Origin of the sequence: Sorangium sp. KYC3313, assembly GCF_052075895.1 — a bacterium.
Lineage (GTDB): Bacteria > Myxococcota_A > Polyangia > Polyangiales > Polyangiaceae > Sorangium > Sorangium cellulosum_B.
This window is the reverse complement of the sequence record NZ_CP197255.1, coordinates 2,681,319-2,699,833: the sequence shown is the minus strand read 5'-3', so window position 1 is coordinate 2,699,833 and position 18,515 is coordinate 2,681,319. Positions and strand designations below refer to the sequence as shown.

The 18,515-nt window shown below is 71.7% G+C and carries 13 protein-coding genes; 2 read left to right on the top strand and 11 right to left on the bottom strand.

The features are described 5' to 3' along the window. Window positions 1–54: 54 nt before the first annotated feature. The 4 genes from ACSRUE_RS10545 to ACSRUE_RS10530 all read right to left on the bottom strand — a co-directional run bounded on the left by ACSRUE_RS10545 (window position 55) and on the right by ACSRUE_RS10530 (window position 4,977). Window positions 55–1,038 carry a hypothetical protein gene (locus ACSRUE_RS10545; RefSeq protein WP_441290888.1) on the bottom strand — a complete coding sequence of 328 codons (984 nt, stop codon included), beginning with the start codon at window positions 1,036–1,038 and terminating at the stop codon, window positions 55–57. A gap of 61 nt (window positions 1,039–1,099) precedes the next feature. Beyond that, on the bottom strand, window positions 1,100–2,470 hold the full coding sequence (locus tag ACSRUE_RS10540; protein ID WP_441290887.1) for a serine/threonine-protein kinase: 1,371 nt from the start codon (window positions 2,468–2,470) through the stop codon (window positions 1,100–1,102). Next, the gene (locus tag ACSRUE_RS10535; protein WP_437763979.1) at window positions 2,467–3,459 is read right to left on the bottom strand and encodes a serine/threonine-protein kinase; all 993 of its coding nucleotides are present in this window, start codon (window positions 3,457–3,459) and stop codon (window positions 2,467–2,469) included. The genes ACSRUE_RS10540 and ACSRUE_RS10535 overlap by 4 nt, the downstream gene beginning before the upstream one ends. Before the next feature lie 192 nt (window positions 3,460–3,651). Beyond that, entirely contained in the window at window positions 3,652–4,977 is a 1,326-nt protein-coding gene (locus tag ACSRUE_RS10530) for an extensin family protein (RefSeq protein ID WP_441290886.1), read from the bottom strand. Between the two features lie 240 nt (window positions 4,978–5,217). On the opposite strand from ACSRUE_RS10530, the gene mrtC reads away from it, so the two are divergent. Continuing rightward, on the top strand, window positions 5,218–6,054 hold the full coding sequence (mrtC, locus tag ACSRUE_RS10525) for a myxosortase MrtC (RefSeq protein WP_441290885.1): 837 nt from the start codon (window positions 5,218–5,220) through the stop codon (window positions 6,052–6,054). 69 nt (window positions 6,055–6,123) lie between these two features. Here mrtC and ACSRUE_RS10520 read toward each other — a convergent pair whose 3' ends face one another. Then, entirely contained in the window at window positions 6,124–7,263 is a 1,140-nt protein-coding gene (locus tag ACSRUE_RS10520; RefSeq protein ID WP_441290884.1) for an AI-2E family transporter, read from the bottom strand. Window positions 7,264–7,458: 195 nt separating this feature from the next. Here ACSRUE_RS10520 and ACSRUE_RS10515 point away from each other — a divergent pair, with 195 nt between their 5' ends. Then, window positions 7,459–8,223: a TM2 domain-containing protein gene (locus tag ACSRUE_RS10515; RefSeq protein ID WP_441290883.1), complete on the top strand. Its 765-nt coding sequence runs from the start codon at window positions 7,459–7,461 to the stop codon at window positions 8,221–8,223. An 84-nt stretch (window positions 8,224–8,307) separates the two neighbouring features. Here ACSRUE_RS10515 and ACSRUE_RS10510 read toward each other — a convergent pair whose 3' ends face one another. From ACSRUE_RS10510 to ACSRUE_RS10485, 6 genes are all read right to left on the bottom strand, one after another. After that, window positions 8,308–10,461 (bottom strand): beta-galactosidase, encoded by a 2,154-nt coding sequence (locus tag ACSRUE_RS10510; protein WP_441290882.1) that lies wholly within the window; start codon window positions 10,459–10,461, stop codon window positions 8,308–8,310. 97 nt (window positions 10,462–10,558) lie between these two features. After that, window positions 10,559–12,079, bottom strand: coding sequence for an NADH-quinone oxidoreductase subunit N (locus tag ACSRUE_RS10505; protein ID WP_441290881.1), 1,521 nt, complete (start codon window positions 12,077–12,079; stop codon window positions 10,559–10,561). Window positions 12,080–12,082: 3 nt separating this feature from the next. Then, entirely contained in the window at window positions 12,083–14,341 is a 2,259-nt protein-coding gene (locus ACSRUE_RS10500; protein WP_441290880.1) for a complex I subunit 4 family protein, read from the bottom strand. Window positions 14,342–14,348: 7 nt separating this feature from the next. After that, a complete protein-coding gene (locus tag ACSRUE_RS10495; protein ID WP_441290879.1) occupies window positions 14,349–16,940 on the bottom strand; it encodes an NADH-quinone oxidoreductase subunit L in 2,592 nt (863 codons plus the stop codon). A gap of 207 nt (window positions 16,941–17,147) precedes the next feature. Then, window positions 17,148–17,915, bottom strand: coding sequence for a ribosome biogenesis GTP-binding protein YihA/YsxC (yihA, locus tag ACSRUE_RS10490; RefSeq protein WP_441290878.1), 768 nt, complete (start codon window positions 17,913–17,915; stop codon window positions 17,148–17,150). Further along, on the bottom strand, window positions 17,912–18,250 hold the full coding sequence (locus ACSRUE_RS10485; protein ID WP_437763969.1) for a gamma-butyrobetaine hydroxylase-like domain-containing protein: 339 nt from the start codon (window positions 18,248–18,250) through the stop codon (window positions 17,912–17,914). The genes yihA and ACSRUE_RS10485 overlap by 4 nt, the downstream gene beginning before the upstream one ends. Window positions 18,251–18,515: the final 265 nt, after the last annotated feature.

Sequence of the window (18,515 nt, the reverse complement as noted above, 5' to 3'; positions counted from 1 at the left end):
GGAGCTTGATTTTACCGGAGCGCGGCGCGGACGCGGGATGGGCGCTGAAAAGGCTCAGATACCGGGCGGCGTGGCGAACTGCCCAGGGAACGGGTTCGCCTCGCGGCGGCGCTGGACCTCGTCGAACGTCCAGGGCGTCGTCCCGCGCTCGTTGAAGAGGGCCACGCCGATCACGCCGACGTTCCTCGTGTCGCCGTGCTTCTGGTTCGCATAGGAGCCGCGCACCGAGCCGAAGCGGAACGCGGCGACCGTGTCGACGGACTGGCGGAAGCCGTCGATCTCGAGCTCGCCGTGGGGCTCGATCAGGTAACCGCGCTTGCTGAACGTCGCGGCCTGGCCGTCCATGACGTCGAGGCCGTCGACGGAGACGACGCACTCGAGCCGGGTCGGCGTGAGGTTGCGCAGCACGATGCTGTAGCGCTGGCCGGCCTCGCCGATGACATGGCTCTTCTCGCCGGCGACGAAGCCGCTCAGGAAGCCGCCGCCCTCGCCGCGGAGCCCGACCGCGACGGCGCCGCCCGCCAAGGTGAACGCCTGCGGCGACGTGCGGCGGAAGCCGGACGCGCTCGCCATGGCGCGGGCGCCCTCGGCGTCGTTGTAGAACAGGCTCGCGACCACGAAGGGGCGGTTGACGTCGGCCCGGACGAACGGCGCGGTCGAGATGCGCGACACGCGCGTCTCACCCCACGCGGTGCCGAGGCCCGGGCGATCGATGGGCTCCGGCGCGACCTGGCTGCTCGGCGCCTTGCGCGCGGCCCCCTCGGCGCGCGAGGCGCCGCCCGTGGCGGAGGGCCGCTCGATCTCGGCCGAAGGCGCCGCGGGCGAGGCGTCGATCGACGGCGGCGCGGCGGGCGCGCCCGGCCCGTCGAACGCGGCGCCGTCCTGGAACCCCTGCGCGCTGGAGGGCTCGGGAGCGCCCGTGATCGCGCGCCCCCCCTTGGCCGTGGAATCCGCCGGCCGGGCCGCTGTGCTGCCGCCGCAGCCGGCGGTGCCCGCGAGGAGCGATAGCGCCAAACAAGCCAGCCCGATTCGTCGCATCCGGTTCATGGTCCCTCCGCTCCGCATTTGCGGTGTCGACGAGAGAACGGGCGCGACGAGGCTACCTTACAGCCGAGCGCGCCTGCGCCCCGGCGTGCGCGGACGGCGGCGCAGGCGCGGCGTGCTCGCTCGCCGCGATCCAGCGCTGCGCGAGCGCGAGCCCGAGCGCGGCCGACGCGACGGCGAGCGCGCAAACGGCGAGCGCGGAGGCGCGCGACGCTGCACGGGCGACGGGCCGCGCCGGAGGTGCGCGCCGCGTCGAGCGCGCCCTCGGGCGGCGCGAGAGGCGCGCGGCGCCGGCCGACGCGGCGAGCAGCGGTCGGCGAAGCAGCTCGGCGGGCACCTCGCCGCGCGCAGGCGTGCAGGCCGCGACGGCCTCGGCCGCGGTCGGGGTGAGCGTGGCCGCGCTGACCGCCGGCGCGGCGCTCGACTGCGATCCGTCGTGCAACCGGGCGTGCACTCGGCGCACAGCGGCTTCCATGTCGGCGGCCGTCTGGAAGCGATGCTCGGGCGCCTTCGCGATCGCGCGCAGGATCAGCTGCTCGAGCGCCACCGGGATCGGCTGCGGCGCGAAGCGCGAGGGAGCAGGAGGCTCCCGCTCGCAGTGAGCGAAGCGGAGCGCGTCGCCCCGGCCGCGCAGCTCGTCGAAGGGGCCTCGCCCGGCGACGAGCTCGTAGAGGACGAGACCCATCGCATAGATATCCGCGCGCGGATCGATCGGCTGGGCGGCGCACTGCTCGGGCGCCATCGTCCTGGGGGTGCCGATGACGGCGTCCGGGGCGGTCAGCGAGGCGCCGGCGTGGAGGAGCTTCGCGACGCCGAAGTCGAGGACCTTGAGCGTGCCGTCGTCGCAGAGGAACAGGTTCTCGAGCTTGAGATCGCGGTGGACGATGCCCGCCGCGTGCGCGAGCGACATCGCGGACAGGGCCTGCAGGACCAGGTCGAGCGCGGTCGGGACCGCGACCACGCCGAGGCGCGCGAGCTCGGTCCGGAGATCGCGCCCCTCGAGGAGCTCCATGGCGAAGTAGGGGCGGGCGCCGTCGGTCACGCCGAGGTCGAACACGTCGGGGAGACCCGGGTGGCGCAGGCGAGCGATCGAGCGCGCCTCGGCGCGCAGGCGCGCCGAGAGATCGCTGCGGCCGGCGTGGCTGCGGTGCAGCACCTTCACCGCGAACCGGCGGCCGAGCGCCCGGTGCTCGACCTCGTACACCTCGCCCATGCCGCCCTGACCGAGCAGGCGCAGCACGACATACGGTGTGCCGGGGAGCGGCTCGCCCTCACCCAGCGCGCGGAGCGGCCACGCGCCTTCGGACGGCTCGCCCTCGCCCGGCGCTCGGAGCGACCGCGTGAAAGGCGCCCTCGGCGCGAGCGACACCCCGCGCGCGTAGAGCAGCGTGCGCGCCCCGGAGCACTCGGCGGACGCGCCGCTCATCGCGCCTCTCCGACCGCGAGGCGCGCCCGCGCGCTGCGCTCGCCTTCCGGCGGCGCGGCGCGCCCCGCTCCGCCGTGAGCCGGCGTCTCCCTGCCCCCGCCTTCGCCCAGCGCCTCCGCGAGCGCGGCGGCCATCGCGTCCGCCGTCTGCCAGCGGAGCCCTGGATCCTTCTCGAGCGCGCGCGCGACGGCATGATCGAGCGCCGGAGGCACCCAGAGGAGCGAGCGAAGCCGCGGCGCCGGTGTGTCGAGGTGCGCCCGCATCACCGCCATCGAGTCGACCACCGGAAACGGACCGCGCCCGGTGATCGCCTCGAAGAGCAGGAGGCCCACCGCGTACACGTCGGTGCGAGCGTCGACCTCCTCGCCGCGGATCTGCTCGGGCGACAGGTAGCGCGGCGTGCCGAGGACGTTCGAGCCCGTCGACGGCTCCAGCCCCTCGCGGCTCACCTTCGCGATGCCGAAGTCGATGAGCACGGCGTGCTCGGCCTCGGGCGCACCGGGCGCGCTCTCCAGATCGGCGACGCCTTGCTCGGCGCAGCTGTCTTGCGCGAGGAAGACGTTCGCCGGCTTGATGTCGCGGTGGACGATGCCAGCGCGGTGCGTCGCCGCGAGCCCGCCGAGCACCTGGATGGCGATGTGCACGGCGGTGGGCGTCGCGAGCGGTCCGCGCGCGTCGAGCCGCTCGCGCATCGTCTCGCCGAAGAGGCGCGGCATGACGAGGAACGGCCGGCCGTCGCTCGTCACGCCGACCTCCTCGACCTTCACGATGTGGGGATGGCTCAGCGCCGAGAGAGCGCGCCCCTCCTGGACCAGGCGCGCTCCGATCTCGCTCGACCCCTCGTGCATGGCGCGGAGCAGCTTGAGCGCGCGCAGCTGGCCGCGGCGCCCGGTCACCTCGAAGACCTCCGAGCACGAGCCTGCCCCGATCCGACGGAGCACACGGTAGGAAGTCCCCGGCAGCGGCTGTCCGTCTTTTTTTTGCACCATGTCCGTCGACCTCCCTCGCGGGGGCGCGCGGCGGAGCGCCGGCGCCCTCGTTCGGGAAGGGAATCGTCGCCCTCGTGGCAGAAGTTGCGCGAACAAACCGCTCAGATCATCAAAAAACGCGCAATCAACGGATGTGCAGTGGGGCGCGCTGCGAGCCGTTCAGGGCTGTACAAGGGGGTGCGCGGCCTTCGCTCAGTGATAGAGGAACCACCGGACGCCCGGCTTGATCTCCATATGGTAATGGTCGGCGTGCGCCGCATTGAAATTGGGCGTCAGCGCGTAGGTAAAAATCCCGAGATCCGCCGCTTCGCACACGATGGACCGGAGCTCGCGCGCCTCGGGGAGCTCGGGCTGGGGCGCCCCCTCACCGCAGGTCTTGTCCCCGATGCGGCCGTGGAAGTGGCGCGCGACGCTGATCCAGGTGCCGTCGCGCTTCTTGAGGGCACCGACGTCGATGGCCAGGCCGGCGGGGTGCCGCGTGCCCGGCGGAGCCCACGTGCCGCGGGGCTTCTGCGCTGCATCGCTGCGCAGCGCGACGTCGCCACGGTGCTTGACCGGAGACGTTGTCGCCCGGGTCGGCCCCGCGGCTTTGCGCCGAGCAGCGCGGCGCGCTCCGACCTTGCCGGCGGCCTTCTTGGCCGGCCCGCTGCGCGCAGCGATCGTCCGCGTCCGCTGGCCGGGAGCCTTGGAAGCGGCGCCTGGCTCGGCTTTCAAGGCGTCCTTCTCCTTCGGCGCGGCCCCCGCTGCGGCCCTCGCCTTCGGCGCGGCTCCCGCTGCGCCCTTCTCCTTCGGCGCGGCCCCCGCTGCGCCCTTCTCCTTCGGCGCGGCCTCCGCGGACCCCTTCTCCTTCGGCGCGGCCTCCGGCGCCCCCTTCTCCTTCACGCGTCGCGGCCGCTCCTCAGGTGCCTTGGACGTCCCATCGAGCGCGCCCTTCTTGCCGAGCTCCACCGGCGGCGCAGGCTCGACCAGCGAGGCCTGCCTCGTCGATTCCTCGCGGGCAGCGCCGTCCGCGGCCTTTGCCTGTTGCACCGCGCTGTCAGCGGCCTTGGCATGAGCGATCGGGTGCCCGTGCTCGCCGTCGCCGTCCACGCCCTCGCGGCCGCGCATCGGCACGTTGGGTCGATACATCGTGTAATGGACGACCTCGTCGATATCGTGCCGCGAGAGCACGGCCGCGAAATCGTCGAGGGCGAGCGCGAGGCGCGCGTCCAGGATCTCGAACATGCTCGTCACGCGCTGCTCGGGCGGGAGCACCGAATGAAAGTTCACGCCGTTCAGCCGACCCGTGAGCCGGATCGGAGCGCGCACCCCGGGCGCGTGATCGACCTTGAGGTACAGGATCTTCCGGCGATCCAGCTCCGCCAGCGCCTCCTCGTTCGTCATGTTGGCGTAGCGGTACGCCGGAGACGCCTCGGCGACGCTCGCCTCCGGCGTCATGAGGAACGGCGACGCGGCCGACGCGGGCGCCGGACCGAGCGTCGCGACGGACGCAAGCAGCGCGCAGGCCAACGGCTTCATCAGACAGCGAAGTCGGGAAAACGCCACAGCGGCCGCACTCTAACGTGACCGGGCTGGAAGGCTAGAAAATGGGCGGTGGCTGGACCCGTGTGCAGCACCTGAATCGCGCCGCCCCGAGCGCTGACCATCGCGGAGAGACATCGTGGCGGCTAGGCTGAGCGCGCGCGGCCGCGACCCCTGGTCGCCGCGATCCCCGCGTAAGCCCCCGCACCGCGCGCTCCCCTCCGCGACGAACACGCCTTGCAGCCGCCCACACCCATCGAACCGAGCCGAGACGCCCGCGCACCTGCCGGCGACGAGACACCTGGCGCGCCGGCAGACGTGAACGCCGCGCACGCGAGCGTCGACAAGCGCAAGCGCGAGCGCGAGCGCCCGCGGCCGCCCGAGCCGACCGCGGGGCGCGCGCTCCTCGCCGCTGGCATCACGACCGCCGCCGTGACGGTGGTGTCCTACGCCGCGCCGAAGAGCTACGCCGGCACGCTCGTCGGCCTCACGTTCTTCGCGGCGACGTCCTGGCTCGTGCTGAGGTACGACGAGTCGACGATCCGCGCCCACGGCCTGTCCCTCGGGGGGCTCCTGGAGCCCGTGCCGCTGTCGGCGAGGCGCCTCGCCCGCGCCGCGCTCCACGCCGTCGCCTGGGCGACGCTGGTCGCCGCGATCGTCTTCCCGCTCTTCTGGCTGGGCTACCGGCTGTACTGGGGCGCGACCTCGCCGTTCGTGCTGCGGCCGCCGCCCTCGCTCGCCGACGAGATCGCCGCGCAGCTGCTCGTGGTCGCGCTGCCCGAGGAGGCGTTCTTCCGGGGCTACCTCCAGAGCGCCCTCGACCGCGTCTTCCCGCCGCGCTTCCGCGTCGCCGGCGCGACGCTCGGCCCGGCGTGGCTCCTCTCGTCGGCGATCTTCGCGATCGGCCACGTGCTCACGATCCAGCACCCGGCCCGGCTCGCCGTCTTCTTCCCCGCGCTCCTCTTCGGATGGCTGCGGGCGCGCACAGGCGGCATCGGGGCGCCGCTCGTGTTCCACGCGGCGTGCAACCTCCTCTCCCTCACCCTCGCCCGCGGCTACGGCCTGTCGCCGTGAGCGCCTCGCTCGAGGGCGCGGACCGCGCCTTTCGCGGCGCTCCGGCGCGCCGTCCCGTCACACCGGCCGTCACGCCGGCGGTCGCGACGTCGGAGGCGGTCGCGAGGTCGGCGGCGGTCGCGAGGTCGGCGACGTCAGCGAGGGTGGCGGCTGCGACGTGTGCGGGCCCAGCGGGAGACCCGAACCGGAGATGCCCGCGCGCGTGTCGACCGCCCAGAGGACGATCGCGGCGACGACCGGGCCGATGAAGATCCCCGCCGCGCCGAACAGCTCGAGCCCGCCGAAGATGGCGAGGAGCGCGATGAGCGGGTGCATCCCGCCGTGCGAGCTCTGGACCCACGGCCGGATCACGTTGTCCGAGAGCCCGATGAGGACCGCCGCGGCGCACATGCCGATGCCCGCCCCGATGCGCCCGACGACGAACAGGTAGATGGCCGCACCCAGCGTGACCGGCGTGGTGCCGATCATGGGGACGAGCGAGAGCAGCGTGGCCAGGAGGCCGAGCAGGAACGCGCCCGGCACCTTGCAGGCAAACAGCGCGATCGTCGTCAGCGTCCCCTGGACGGCCGCCGTCGCGAGCAGGCCGAGGACGGCGCCGTGCACCGTGTCCTGGATCGACGCGAAGAGGACGTCCGTCTCCTCGTTCCTGAACGGCGACTGCGTGAGCAGCCAGCGCAGCAGCAGGCCCCCGTCGCGGAGCAGGTAGTAGAGCCCGACGACGAACAGGAAGGCGTCGACGATCGTCTGCGGCACCGCGGCGACCATGCCGCCCGCGAAGCCGGCGATCGAGCTGCCCACCCGCTCGAACAGGTTGCTCACGTACGTGCGGACATCGTCCCCGGACAGGCCAGCCCTGTTGAGGAGCCCCGTTACCCTCCCGTCGTTCAGGAGGCCTTCGACCCGCTCGATCGTGTTCGACCAATCCCGCGCGAAGAAGCGGCTTATCGAGGCGGAGGCCTCGATGATGATCACCGCGAGCGGGATGCACACGAGGATGATCACGCCCACCGTCGAGATCGCGGGCGCGAACTGGCGGAAGCGGCCGAGCCGAGGCGCGAGGCGGCGCTGGAGCGGGGAGACGAGGAGCGCGACCAGACCGCCGAGCAGGACGGGGACGAGCAGCCCCTTCACCATCCAGAAGAACAGAGCGATGAGCCCCGCCCGGAGGGCGAACGACAGCCATCGATCGGACTGAAAATCTTGCTGCATCGCCGGGTGCGCTCGCTCCTGCGCCGCGCTCAGCGGCCCATCGTGGGTCAAGGTAGGGTGGGCATCTGGCAACCACCAGCGATTTCCGCGTTGCGCAAGCGCGGCGCCGCGGTTCCAGGATACAGTCAGGCTCGGCTGACGACCACGGGGCGCACGCGTCCGCCTCCACAGCCGCATCAGCTGGAGGGAACGAGGATGAGCACGAGCGGAGGCGGGGTTCCGCCCGGCGGCGGAAGCTGGGGCAACGCAGGCGGAGGCTGGGGGAATGGCGGCTGGGGGTCGAGCCCGCCCGGCGGCCAGGGCGTGGCGCCGGGCGGCGGTGGCGGCGCGTCCTCGGCGGGCGGAACCCCGCCGCCGGGCGGATACCCGCCGCCGGGCGGAGGATACCCGCCGCCGGGCGGAGGATACCCGCCGCCGGGCGCAGGATGGGGCGCGCCCCCAGGCGGCTACGGCGCGCCGCCAGGAGGCGGCTGGGGCCCGCCGCCGGCTCACGGCGGCGGGCCGCCTCACGGCGCCCCGGCGCAGGCCTATTCCGACAAGGACCAGGCGACAGCCTTCATGCTCGCCGTGTTTCTCGGGACCTTCGGCGTCGATCGCTTCTACCTGGGCCAGACGGGGCTCGGGCTCCTCAAGCTGTTCACGTGTGGCGGCCTCGGCTTCTGGAGCCTCATCGACACGATCCTGATCGGCACCGGATCGATGCGAGACGCCCAGGGGCTCGTGCTCAGGCGCGACGCGCCCGTCGGTCACCCGACCAAGAGCCAGTCCACGCTGTTCTTGCTCTCCTATTTCCTCGGCTACTTTGGCGTAGATCGCTTTTATCTGGGACAGACCGGGCTCGGCATAGCGAAGCTCTTGACGTGCGGTGGGCTCGGCATCTGGTCGCTGATCGACATCCTCATGATCGGCATGGGCCGCTTCCGCGACGCAGAGGGCAACTCGCTGCGGTTCGAGCGCTGATCGAGGGGCACACCGGGGCAGGAGGGGAGCGAGCGGAGATACCGAGCCTCGCTGGCCGTCGCCGCGCAGCGCGCGGCGACGGGGCTACTCCAGCGCGAGCATCCGCACGGAGCGAGGCACGAGCCGCACCTCGAGCGCCCCGCGCCGCGCCTCGAAGTGCGCGTCGTCCAGCACATCGCGCGCGCGCTGGGCGCTCACGGTGACGCGCGCCACCACGTCCGCGTCTCCGGGGTTCAGCAGGAAGAGCACCCGCGGCGTGCCCGACGCGTCCTCGTGCAGCGTCGCAAAGACGCTGTCGGGATCACACGCGAAGGCCGGCAGGCCGAGCGCGTCGATGGCGCGGGACACCGCGGCGTCGGCCGCGGCGGGGTCGTCCTGGAGGAGCGCCGGCAGGTTCTGTCCGGGGGCCAGGAGCCGCTTCAGATCGTAGGGCCGCGGCAGCTGGCGGAAGGCGCCGTCGAAGGTGGGCTCGCGGGGGCCGAGCGTGATCAGCGTCCCCTGCCGGGACGTCGCCTCCAGCCACGCGAACAGCTCCGGGCTCAGGCCGCCCGAGGTGGCGCAGATGACCCAGCGCGCCCCGACGAGCGAGATGTCGCGATCCTCGCCGCCGACGTGGGCGTAGGGGACGCCGCGCGCGTCGAGCGCCTCCTCGAACGCACGCACGAACGTGTCGGACTCCACCGCGAGCGGGTAACCGAGCCCGAGGTCGTCCTCGAGGCAGCGATCGCGGGCGCCGAAGTTCATGATCGAGAAGAACGCCCCGGTGAGCGGGCCGAAGGCATGCATCACGCGGGAGAGGCGGCGCTCCGTGCGCGGCGTGACGATGCGCACCGGCGCCGGGCGGCGGAGCTCGTGGAACCTCGTGGCCTCGAGGGCCGCGGCGAGCTTCCGCCAGAAGGCGGCGAAGGGGCGAGGGCGGCCGCGCGGATCGATCGGCGCGCCGATCCAGCGGTCGCGCTCGACCGCCATGTAGATGTTGTACCCGCGCAGCCCGTACGCGAGCGCGGCCATCATCACGAACACGCTGTCGCGCTCCTCGAGCGGCGGGAAGAACGGCGGGAAGCCGGCGCCCATCTCGCACGCGAACGGCGGCAGCGAGAGCGCCTCGCAGCGCACGGCGAGCTCGCTCGTCCGGCGCGCGATGATCTGCCGGCTGCTCGGGCTCGCGACGCTGTAGTAGTCGAGGCCGACGAGGTCGACGACGCGCGAGATGCGCGCCGGGTTGAGCGGCGTCGCGTCCTGTCCCATCGGAAAATTGTGCATCGTTGGCAGGCCGTCGACGCCCGCCGCGGAGAGCGCCCTCGCGAAGCGCCCCATGGCGGTCTCGAGGAGGTGCTCGTGGAACTCGCTCCAGTCGAGGTGGCGCGCGAGATCGGCCGGCGCCTCGGCGTCGAACGCGACCGGCGGCGTGATCGTGGCGAACCGCAGATCGCCCTCCTCGGCCTGCGCGCGCTCGCGGGCGATCGCGCGCACGAGCGCCGCGCCGACGTCCTCGGTCGCGTCGCCCTCCGGCGCGGGCTCCCCCCTCCTCGTCGCATACGCGCGCTGGAGCGCCTCGATCGTCCGGTACTTCTCGCGCAAGAAGTCGCGGTACAGGGAGATCGCGTCCGGGTGGTAATCCTGGTCGTACGCCCCGTCGCGGAAGTAGAGCGCGCCCTCGTTGTCGATCTGCAAGAGCACGATGGGCCCGTCCGGGTAGAGGTGCGGCTTCAGGACCGGGGCGAGCGCGTTGAAATAGCGGGCGACCTCGTCGTGGAATGCGTTGCTCGCGTAGCTCGGGACCGGGAACCCGTACGGCAACATCGGGAGCACGACCGGGTTGTTCCGCGCCGAGCGGGCCTGGCAGCTCGGGTCCCAGATGACGCGCTCGGGGATGCCGAAGCAGGTGAGCTCCGCGTTGATGTGCGGGCCCGGGCGGGCGATGACGTAAAAGCCGAGCTCGTGCGCGAGGCGGAGAAAGGCGCCGACGTCGCGGCGCGGATCGAGCCGGCCGAAATCGAACTGCCCCGGGCCGGTCTCGTGGACGGCCCACGGCACATAGATGTCGATCAGGTGAACGCCGAGCGAGCGCGTGGCCTCGAGGCAGGCGCGCCAGTGCTGCGGGTCGAGCCGCCAGTAGTGCACGCTGCCGGCGTACAGCGGGACCAGCTTGCCGCCGATGTCCAGGCCGCCCGGGACAAGGCGTACCCCCCGCGCGAAACGTTCCTCTGGAGAGATCGCGTCCTGGGTCGTGGCCACGCGCGCGCACACTAGCAAGGATCGCGGGGAGATCGATACCGCCGCGTTCGGCCCGGCGCGCGCCGGACGAGACGGCGTCGGCGCCGCGGCACAGCGCTCAGCGCAGGATCGTCACCGAGCGCGCCACGAAGTCGTAAACGGGCCCCCAGTAGACCCCGAGCAGCACGGTCGGAACCGCGAGCGCGCACGTCGTCGCGCCGAGCAGCGGCCGCACCAGTGTGGGCTCGGTGCGATCGCTCTTGTCGAGATACATCGTGCGGAGCAGGCGCGCGTAATAGAAGAGCGAGATCACGCTGTTCAGCACGCCGACGACCGCGATAGCCCAGCTCCACGCGCCCCCGGCGGCGAGCAGCGCCGAGAAGAGGTAGAATTTGCCGATGAAGCCCGCCGTCGGGGGCAGGCCGGTGAGCGAGACGAGGAACACGGCCATCGCCGCGGCGACGAGCGGGGCGCGGCGCCCGAGCCCCCGGAAGGCGGCGAACGTCTCGTCTCCGCCGCTCTCCTCGGCCACGGCCATCACCACCATGAACGCGCCGAGGTTCATGAAGCAGTAGGTGACGATGTAGAAGGCGATCGCGGCGACGCCGGCGCCGCTGAACACCGAGAAGCCGAGCAGCATGTACCCCGCGTGCGCGATGCTCGAGTAGGCGAGCATGCGCTTCACGTTCTCCTGCTCGAGCGCCGACAGGTTGCCGACGGTCATGGTCGCCATCGCGAGGCACCCGAAGAGCACCGGCCACGGCGTCGCGACGCCGGGCGGCGCGCTCCCGGCGCCGAGCGCGTCCGAGAAGAAGCGGATCAGCACCGCGAAGCCGGCCGCCTTCGGCCCCACCGAGAGGAACGCGGTCACCGGGGTCGGCGCGCCCTCGTACACGTCGGGCGTCCACATGTGGAACGGGGCGGCGCTGATCTTGTAGCCGAAGCCCGCGAGCATGAAGGCCGTGCCGACGAACACGACCTCCGGCACCTTGCCCTGCTGCGCCGTGAGCGCGGCGATCCGCGCCGCGCACTCGTCGAGCCGCATCGACGCGGTGATGCCGAAGATCCAGCTCATCCCGTAGAGCATGATCCCCGACGCGACGCCGCCGAAGATGACGTATTTCAGCGCCGCCTCGCTCGATTTCGCGTCGTTGATCTTGAAGCCCGCCAGGACGAAGCTGATGACGCTGACGAGCTCGATCGACAGGTAGATGAGCAGCAGGTGGCGGCTCGCCGCCATCAGGTTCATGCCCAGCGAGAGCACGAGGATCAGCGTGAAGAACTCGCCCGAGTCGCGGCGGAGCTCGGGCTCGATCCCGGGGGACCGCGGGGGCACCGAGAAGAGGACGATCGCCCCGGTGACGAGCGCGAAGATCACGCGGAAGAGGTTCGAGAAGCGATCGAACGCGAGCAGTCCGTGGAAGAGCGCGCGAGGGGCGGCGTCCGTCGCCAGGAAGTACGCGCCCAGCCCGCCCGAGCAGGCGAGCGCCGCGAGGCTGAGGCTCACGAGGCCGGTGAGCTTGAAGCGCGCCGGGGACGCGAGGTCCCACACGACGAGCAGCAGGGCCGCCGCGATGAGGACGAGCTCCGGCGCGAAGTAGGCGAGGCTCGCCACGTTGTCGAGGGTGCGGGGTTCCACGGCTTACCTGGCGCTGGCGAGGGCGCCCTGGCCCGGCGAGGCGCCCTCTCCCGGGGCGCCCGCGCGGGCGTACGCGGCGCCGCCCACGCTGTCTGCGCCTGGCGCGCCGGCGATCTGGGACTGCCCGGGCCTGTCGACGAGGCGGTGCACGTCGAGGGCCCCGCGATCGATGAGGCTGAGCAGCGGGCGCGGCCAGAAGCCGAGGACGAGGACCAGCGCCGCGAGCGGCGCGATCGACGCGAGCTCTCGCCCGCTGATCTCGGGGAACTTCCCGCCGAACGGCTCGAGGTACTTGCTCTGCCGCCACGACGCGCGGAACGTGCCGAGGAACATCCGCTGGAGGGCCCAGAGGTGGTAGGCCGCGGTGAGGATGACGCCGATGGCCGCGAGGATCGTGAGCGCGCGGTAGCGCGGGAAGGCGCCGATGAACGTCATCGCCTCTCCCCAGAAGCCGGACAGGCCGGGCAGGCCGAGCGACGCCATGAACGCGAAGCCGACGAGCGCGGTGTAGAGCGGCATCTCCGAGGCGAGGCCGCCGAACCTGTCGATGTCGCGCGTGTGCACGCGGTCGTAGACCACGCCGACCAGGGTGAACAGCATCCCGGTGATCAGGCCGTGGTTGAACATCTGGACGAGGCAGGCCTGGATGCCCTGCGGCGTCATCGCGCCGAGCGCCAGCAGCGCGAAGCCCATGTGGCTGACGGAGGAGTAGGCCACGAGCTTCTTCAGGTCGCTCTGCGCCATGGCGCAGAAGGCGCCGTAGAGGATGTTGACCACCCCGAACACCGCGATGGCCGGCGCGGCCCACTGCGTCGCCTCGGGCAGCAGGGTGAAGTTGACGCGGAGGATGCCGTAGGTGCCCATCTTGAGGAGCACCCCCGCGAGGATCACGCTGATCGCGGTCGGCGCCTCCACGTGGGCGTCCGGCAGCCAGGTGTGGAACGGGAACATCGGGATCTTGATCGCGAACCCGACGAAGAGCCAGATCCAGACCACCTTCACCGCGGCGACGCCGAGGATCGTGAGCCCCTGCGCCGCCCAGGCGACCCGCGAGAGCTCCGGGATCGAGAAGATGCGCTCGGTGGCCTGGCCGTCGACCAGGTAGGTGTGGCCTGCGTTCAGGTAGAACCAGATGAACGCGAGCAGCATGAAGACGCTGCCGGCCAGCGTGTAGAGGAAGAACTTGATCGCCGCGTACTCGCGCCGCGGTCCGCCCCAGATGCCGATGAGGAAGTACATCGGCAGGAGCATCACCTCCCAGAAGACGAAGAAGAGGAACAGGTCGAGCGCGATGAAGACGCCGAACATCCCCGTGACGAGGAGGTTGTACATCGCGAAGTAGCCCTTGAGCTGGTCGTGGACGCTGTAGCTCGCGAGGGCGCCCACGAACGAGATCAGCGCCGTGAGCAGGACCATCGAGATCGACACGCCGTCGACGCCGACGAAGTACTCGACGTTCAGCGAGCGGATCCACACGCCGTGCTCGATGAACTGGTAGCCGTCGTTCCCGTCGGCCCGGGTGAAGCCCCGGTCGAAGTGCGCGTAGAGCCACGCCGCGAGCACGAGGTTCACGCCCATCAGCACGACGGTCATCAGCCGGAGCTTCCTGTCGTCCTGGTAACGAAAGAGGTGCGCGAGGAAGACCGCGACCACGCCGAGCAGCGGCAGGAACGTCAGGATCGAGAGGATGTGGTCGCCGACGAAGCCCAGGCTGCTCCCGCGCTCCGCGTGGATGCCCATCGCGACGGTCCGCGCTACACCCAGCACGCCGGCCGCGCCGGCCGCCACGGCGTCGGACTCGACGACGACGTGCCCGTAGAGCTCCCGCGCGCGCACGCCCGCGGTCTTCCACCGGACCACGACCTTCCGGCTCGCGCCCGGCGGGAGGGTCGCCGCGGCGCCGCCGCCCTCGAGCTCCACGCTGACGCCCGGCGGGACGCGCGGGTCCTCGGGGGACGTCCGCACGATCACCCGCGTCACCTTCAAGGGGCCGTCGCCCTGGTTCTCGATCGTGAACGAGCCGGCGTGATCCGGCCCGCTCGCGACGAGCTCGACCGGCGCGCCGGGCGGCTCCGCGCGCAGCGCGATCTGGCCGCGCGGCCCGGGCGCCCTCGGCGCATCGAGCGCCAGCGCCGGCGGCGCCGCCCCGAGCACGACGGAGAGCGCGACCAGGAGGGGGATCAGGAGCTTCATCGAGGTGGACCTGGCCGATCTCGCGAGTGCGAATCCACGGCGCATGCTGACGAGGGAGAGGTTCGACATCGGCCGTTCACCGCAGGAAGTAATGAACGATGCTGAACAAGGCGACGCCGCCCAGGAGGAAATAGACGTAGCTCTGGATGCGCCCGGTCTGCAGGGAGCGGAGCTTCGCCCCGGCGCTCAGCGTGCCCTCGGCGACGAGGTTCACGACGCCGTCGACGAGGTACCGATCGATGGCGCCGGTGACCCAGGCGGCGGCCCGGGCCAGGACCGCGACCCCGTTGACGATGCCGTCGACGATCCAGCGGTCCATCTCGGCGAAGAAGAGGCGCAGCGAGAGGACGGCGCGCACCACCGTCGCGTCGTAGATCTCGTCGACGTAGTACTTGTTCGAGAGGAGCTGGAAGCCCGGGAGCCGCCGCTCTTCCTCGGCCCAGCGCGGGGAGCGACGCGCGCCGTAGCGGGCGCGCGCGAGCGAGAAGGTGACGATCGCGCCGCCGACGGAGAGCGCCATGAGCGCGAGCTCGAGCCCCAGCCCGTGGCGCCGGAACGAGACGTCCGCGTGAGCGAACACCGGATGGAGCCACGCCTCCAGCAGGGGCTCGCCGTGGCCGCCGATGAAGTGGCTGGAGAAGCCGAACACCGCGCCCGCGCACGCCGACAGGACCGCCAGCACCGCGAGCACCCAGGTGATCGCCGGCGGCGACTCGTGGACCTGGGTCTCGATCTCCTTGCGGGCGTGGGGCCCCTCGAACGTCAGGAAATAGCTCCGCCACATGTAGAACGAGGTGCCGAGCGCCGCCGCGAGGCCCATCCCGTAGAGGAGCAGCCCCGGGATCGGGCCGGTGTTCTCGGTGCCGAACGCCTTCCAGAGGATCTCGTCCTTGGACCAGAAGCCCGCGAAGAACGGGATGGGCGCGGCGGTGATGGCGAGGCACGCCGCCTGGTACGCCCGCGCCGTGCGCGGCATGACGCGGCGGAGGCCGCCCATGTTGCGCATGTCCTGGGCCGCGGCCTCGTCGTGCTCCACCGCGTGCATCCCGTGGATCACCGAGCCGGAGCCGAGGAACAGGCACGCCTTGAAGAAGGCGTGCGTCATCAGGTGGAACACGGCGGCCCAGTACGCCCCGACGCCGACCCCGATGAACATGAAGCCGAGCTGGCTCACCGTGCTGTAGGCGAGCACCTTCTTGATGTCGTACTGGAAGAAGCCGATGGTCGCCGCGAGGAGCGCCGTCGAGGCCCCGATCAGCGCGATGACGCCGCCTGCGACCGGGCTCAGCGAGAACAGGAAGCTGAGGCGCGCGATCATGTAAACGCCGGCCGTGACCATGGTGGCGGCGTGAATCAGCGCGGAGACGGGGGTCGGGCCGGCCATCGCGTCCGGCAGCCAGACGTGGAGCGGGATCTGGGCGCTCTTGCCGGCGGCGCCGACGAAGAGGAAGAGGCAAGCCAGCGTGATCAGCGCGACGCCGCCCCACACCGTCTTCGACACGAGGGCATCCTTGAGGAACGCCTTGCCGCTCGCGTCCTTGATCACGAGCTGATCGTGGATCTCGCGGAACGTGACCGTCGAGCCCACGGTCGCCACCACGATCTCCTTGCCCGGCTCGACGCGCATCCGCTCGATCGCGGCGATCTCGACGCCGTCGCCCCCGATCACGGCGCCGTCGCCCGGCACGATCACCACGGAGTGCGCCCCGGCGTCGATCTCCTTGCGGATGAAGGGGGACACGCCGAACGGCCGCGGGCTCGAGGCGAGCTGAGCGGCGTCGGCGATACCGAGGTACACGCGCGCGCCGGGATGACCGGTGAAGGTGAGGTACCCCTTCGCCCCGGCGAGCGGCTGCGCCCTGCGTTCGCCCGCCTTGCCCGCGGCGCCGTCCTGCGCCCCGGCGGAGGCGCCGTCATCGCCGCGCGCCTCCGCGGCCACCGCGATGAAGCGCGCGCGGTAATCGGAGAGGAACCGGCCGTCGTCGAGCCACCTGGCGCCGAGCCCCCAGAAGAGGAACGCGAGGCCGCACACGAAGCCCCAGTCGCCGATCCGGTTCACGACGAAGGCCTTCATGCCGGCAGAGGCCTTCTTGTAGTCGCTGTACCAGAACCCGATGAGCAGATAGCTGCAGAGGCCGACGCCCTCCCAGCCGAAGAACATCACGATGAAGTTGTCCCCGAGGACGAGGAGCAACATCGCGAAGACGAAGAGGTTCAGGTAGGTAAAGAATCGCCAGTACGCCGGCTCGGCCTCCATGTACGAGGCGGCGTAAACATGGATGAGCGTGCCGACGCCGGTGATGATCAGCGTCATGAGGCAGCTCAGCGGATCCATCACGAACGCGAAGTTCACGTCGAGCGATCCGATGCGGACCATCTGCCAGGCGAAGCTGTAGAGCGCGCGTTCCCCCGGAGCGAGCCCGACGAGCTGGACGAAGCTCGCGAGCCCGAGAGCGAAGGCGCCCAGCATGGCGCCCACGGCGACGAGCGTGACGCCGAAGCTCCCGATGTGGAGCCGCCTCGACACGTCGCGACCGAACGCGCTCCGCTGCAACGCGCGGCCGAACAGCGCGTTGATCACCGCGCCGAGCATCGGCAGGAGCGGAATCCACCAGAGTGGCGTCAGCGCCGTGTGGACGTGCGTGACCTGGCCGGAGTAGTCGGGCATCGTTGGGGCAGCCGGTGAGAACATGGGCCGGCACGCGCGTCTTGCTCTGCAACCACCCCGCGACGTGTCAGTCGGCTCTGGTGACCCCCCCGCGGAACCGGAGGAGCCGCACGTTAATGGAGGGTCACAGGGCGGGTCAATACTTCCATCGGCCCTGTTCCGCGGCGAGACGCGCTGTTTCTGCGCGCATCTCGCACCTCTGCGAGGTCAGCCGTCGGTCGTCCGCTGGTCATCGTCCTCGCGCGCGGTGCCGCCGCTCGATGACGGCGCCGCGCCGCCGAGCTGCGTCACGCGCCGGATCGCGAGCCACAGATCCCGCCTGCCCTCGCCGGTGATCGACGAGAAGCCGATCGCGCGGCGGAGAGCACCGCCCGCCATCCGCGGGGCCGCCGCGGACAGCTGGTCCAGCGCGCGCCGGACCGACGAGCGCTGCACCTTGTCGATCTTCGTCGCGACGAGCAGCAGCTCCACCGGCCGCCGCGCGACGTCGCGCGACGCCTCGATGAAGCGGATGAGCTCGAGATCGTCCTCCTCGAGGCCACGCCGCGCATCGACCAGGAGCAGCACCGCGGCGAGCGTGACGCGCCCGCGCAGGTACCCCTCGATCAGCGACGCCCACGCCGCTTGCTCGGACTTCGAGCGCCGGGTGAAGCCGTACCCCGGCAGATCCACGAGCTGGAACACCGCGCCGTCGCGGGCCCGCGCCTCGTAGAGGTTGATCTGCCGCGTCGAGCCTGGGTTCGAGCTCGTCCGGACGAGCCCTTTGCGCTCGACGAGCGTGTTGATGAGGCTCGACTTGCCGACGTTCGAGCGCCCGGCAAACGCCACCTCCGCGCTGACGGGCGGAGGGAGCGACGCGAGCGAGCCCGCGCCGGCGACGAAGGACGAGTCGACGATCTGGAACGGATCGAGCTGCCGCTCGGCGCGCGCCGGCGGAGCAGCTTGAGGCTTGGGGGCGCGGCGGGAGGTGGTCACTTCGAGCGGGGCGGCTGGAACTGCGGCTTGCACTCGTCGCACTGGCAGAGCGAGCGCAGGTACCGGAAGGTGTAGATGCCTGAGTCGTGCCGATCGCCCCACGTGAACTGGAGCGCGTAGTTGCCGACCTGCTCGATCTCGCGGACGTTCAGGTCGCCGCCGGGCACGAAGTTGATCGTGCCGCCGTGCCCCTGGCAGTTCGCGCACGGGCAGTACCCGCGCAGGATCTCGTGCGGAAGGAGGCTGCGGTGGCCGTCGGCCCAGTGGATCTCCATCACCCGCGCGCCGTGCGGCGCCTTGACCTGAGTGGGAGTCAGCTTCGGATCCTGCGGCATCGTGCCCTTCCAGCCGACGGCAGTACCACGCCGATCCGGCGCTGCAAAGCGCCGCGGCGCGTCCGCCGGGCGCCGCTCCGCTTTTCTCGGATCCCGCGGTGTCTCCGAGGTTTCCAGGGCGCCCTCAGGGCTCGACCGCGCCGGCGCTCTCCGCGCCCTCCCGGGCGCCTCGGGCTAGCCGGAGCGGGAGCGGAGCGCGGCTGCGCTCGTTACGCTCGTTACGCTCGTTACGCTCGTTACGCTCGTTACGCTCGTTACGCACGTT

What these genes read in the sequence shown, in the direction of transcription:
- ACSRUE_RS10515 (WP_441290883.1), top strand. Translation starts at nt 7,459, where the DNA reads ATGAGCACGAGCGGAGGCGGGGTTCCGCCCGGCGGCGGAAGCTGGGGC.
- ACSRUE_RS10520 (WP_441290884.1), bottom strand. Translation starts at nt 7,263, where the DNA reads ATGCAGCAAGATTTTCAGTCCGATCGATGGCTGTCGTTCGCCCTCCGG.
- ACSRUE_RS10540 (WP_441290887.1), bottom strand. Translation starts at nt 2,470, where the DNA reads ATGAGCGGCGCGTCCGCCGAGTGCTCCGGGGCGCGCACGCTGCTCTAC.
- ACSRUE_RS10495 (WP_441290879.1), bottom strand. Translation starts at nt 16,940, where the DNA reads ATGCCCGACTACTCCGGCCAGGTCACGCACGTCCACACGGCGCTGACG.
- ACSRUE_RS10485 (WP_437763969.1), bottom strand. Translation starts at nt 18,250, where the DNA reads ATGCCGCAGGATCCGAAGCTGACTCCCACTCAGGTCAAGGCGCCGCAC.
- ACSRUE_RS10545 (WP_441290888.1), bottom strand. Translation starts at nt 1,038, where the DNA reads ATGCGACGAATCGGGCTGGCTTGTTTGGCGCTATCGCTCCTCGCGGGC.
- ACSRUE_RS10535 (WP_437763979.1), bottom strand. Translation starts at nt 3,459, where the DNA reads ATGGTGCAAAAAAAAGACGGACAGCCGCTGCCGGGGACTTCCTACCGT.
- ACSRUE_RS10530 (WP_441290886.1), bottom strand. Translation starts at nt 4,977, where the DNA reads ATGAAGCCGTTGGCCTGCGCGCTGCTTGCGTCCGTCGCGACGCTCGGT.
- ACSRUE_RS10500 (WP_441290880.1), bottom strand. Translation starts at nt 14,341, where the DNA reads ATGTCGAACCTCTCCCTCGTCAGCATGCGCCGTGGATTCGCACTCGCG.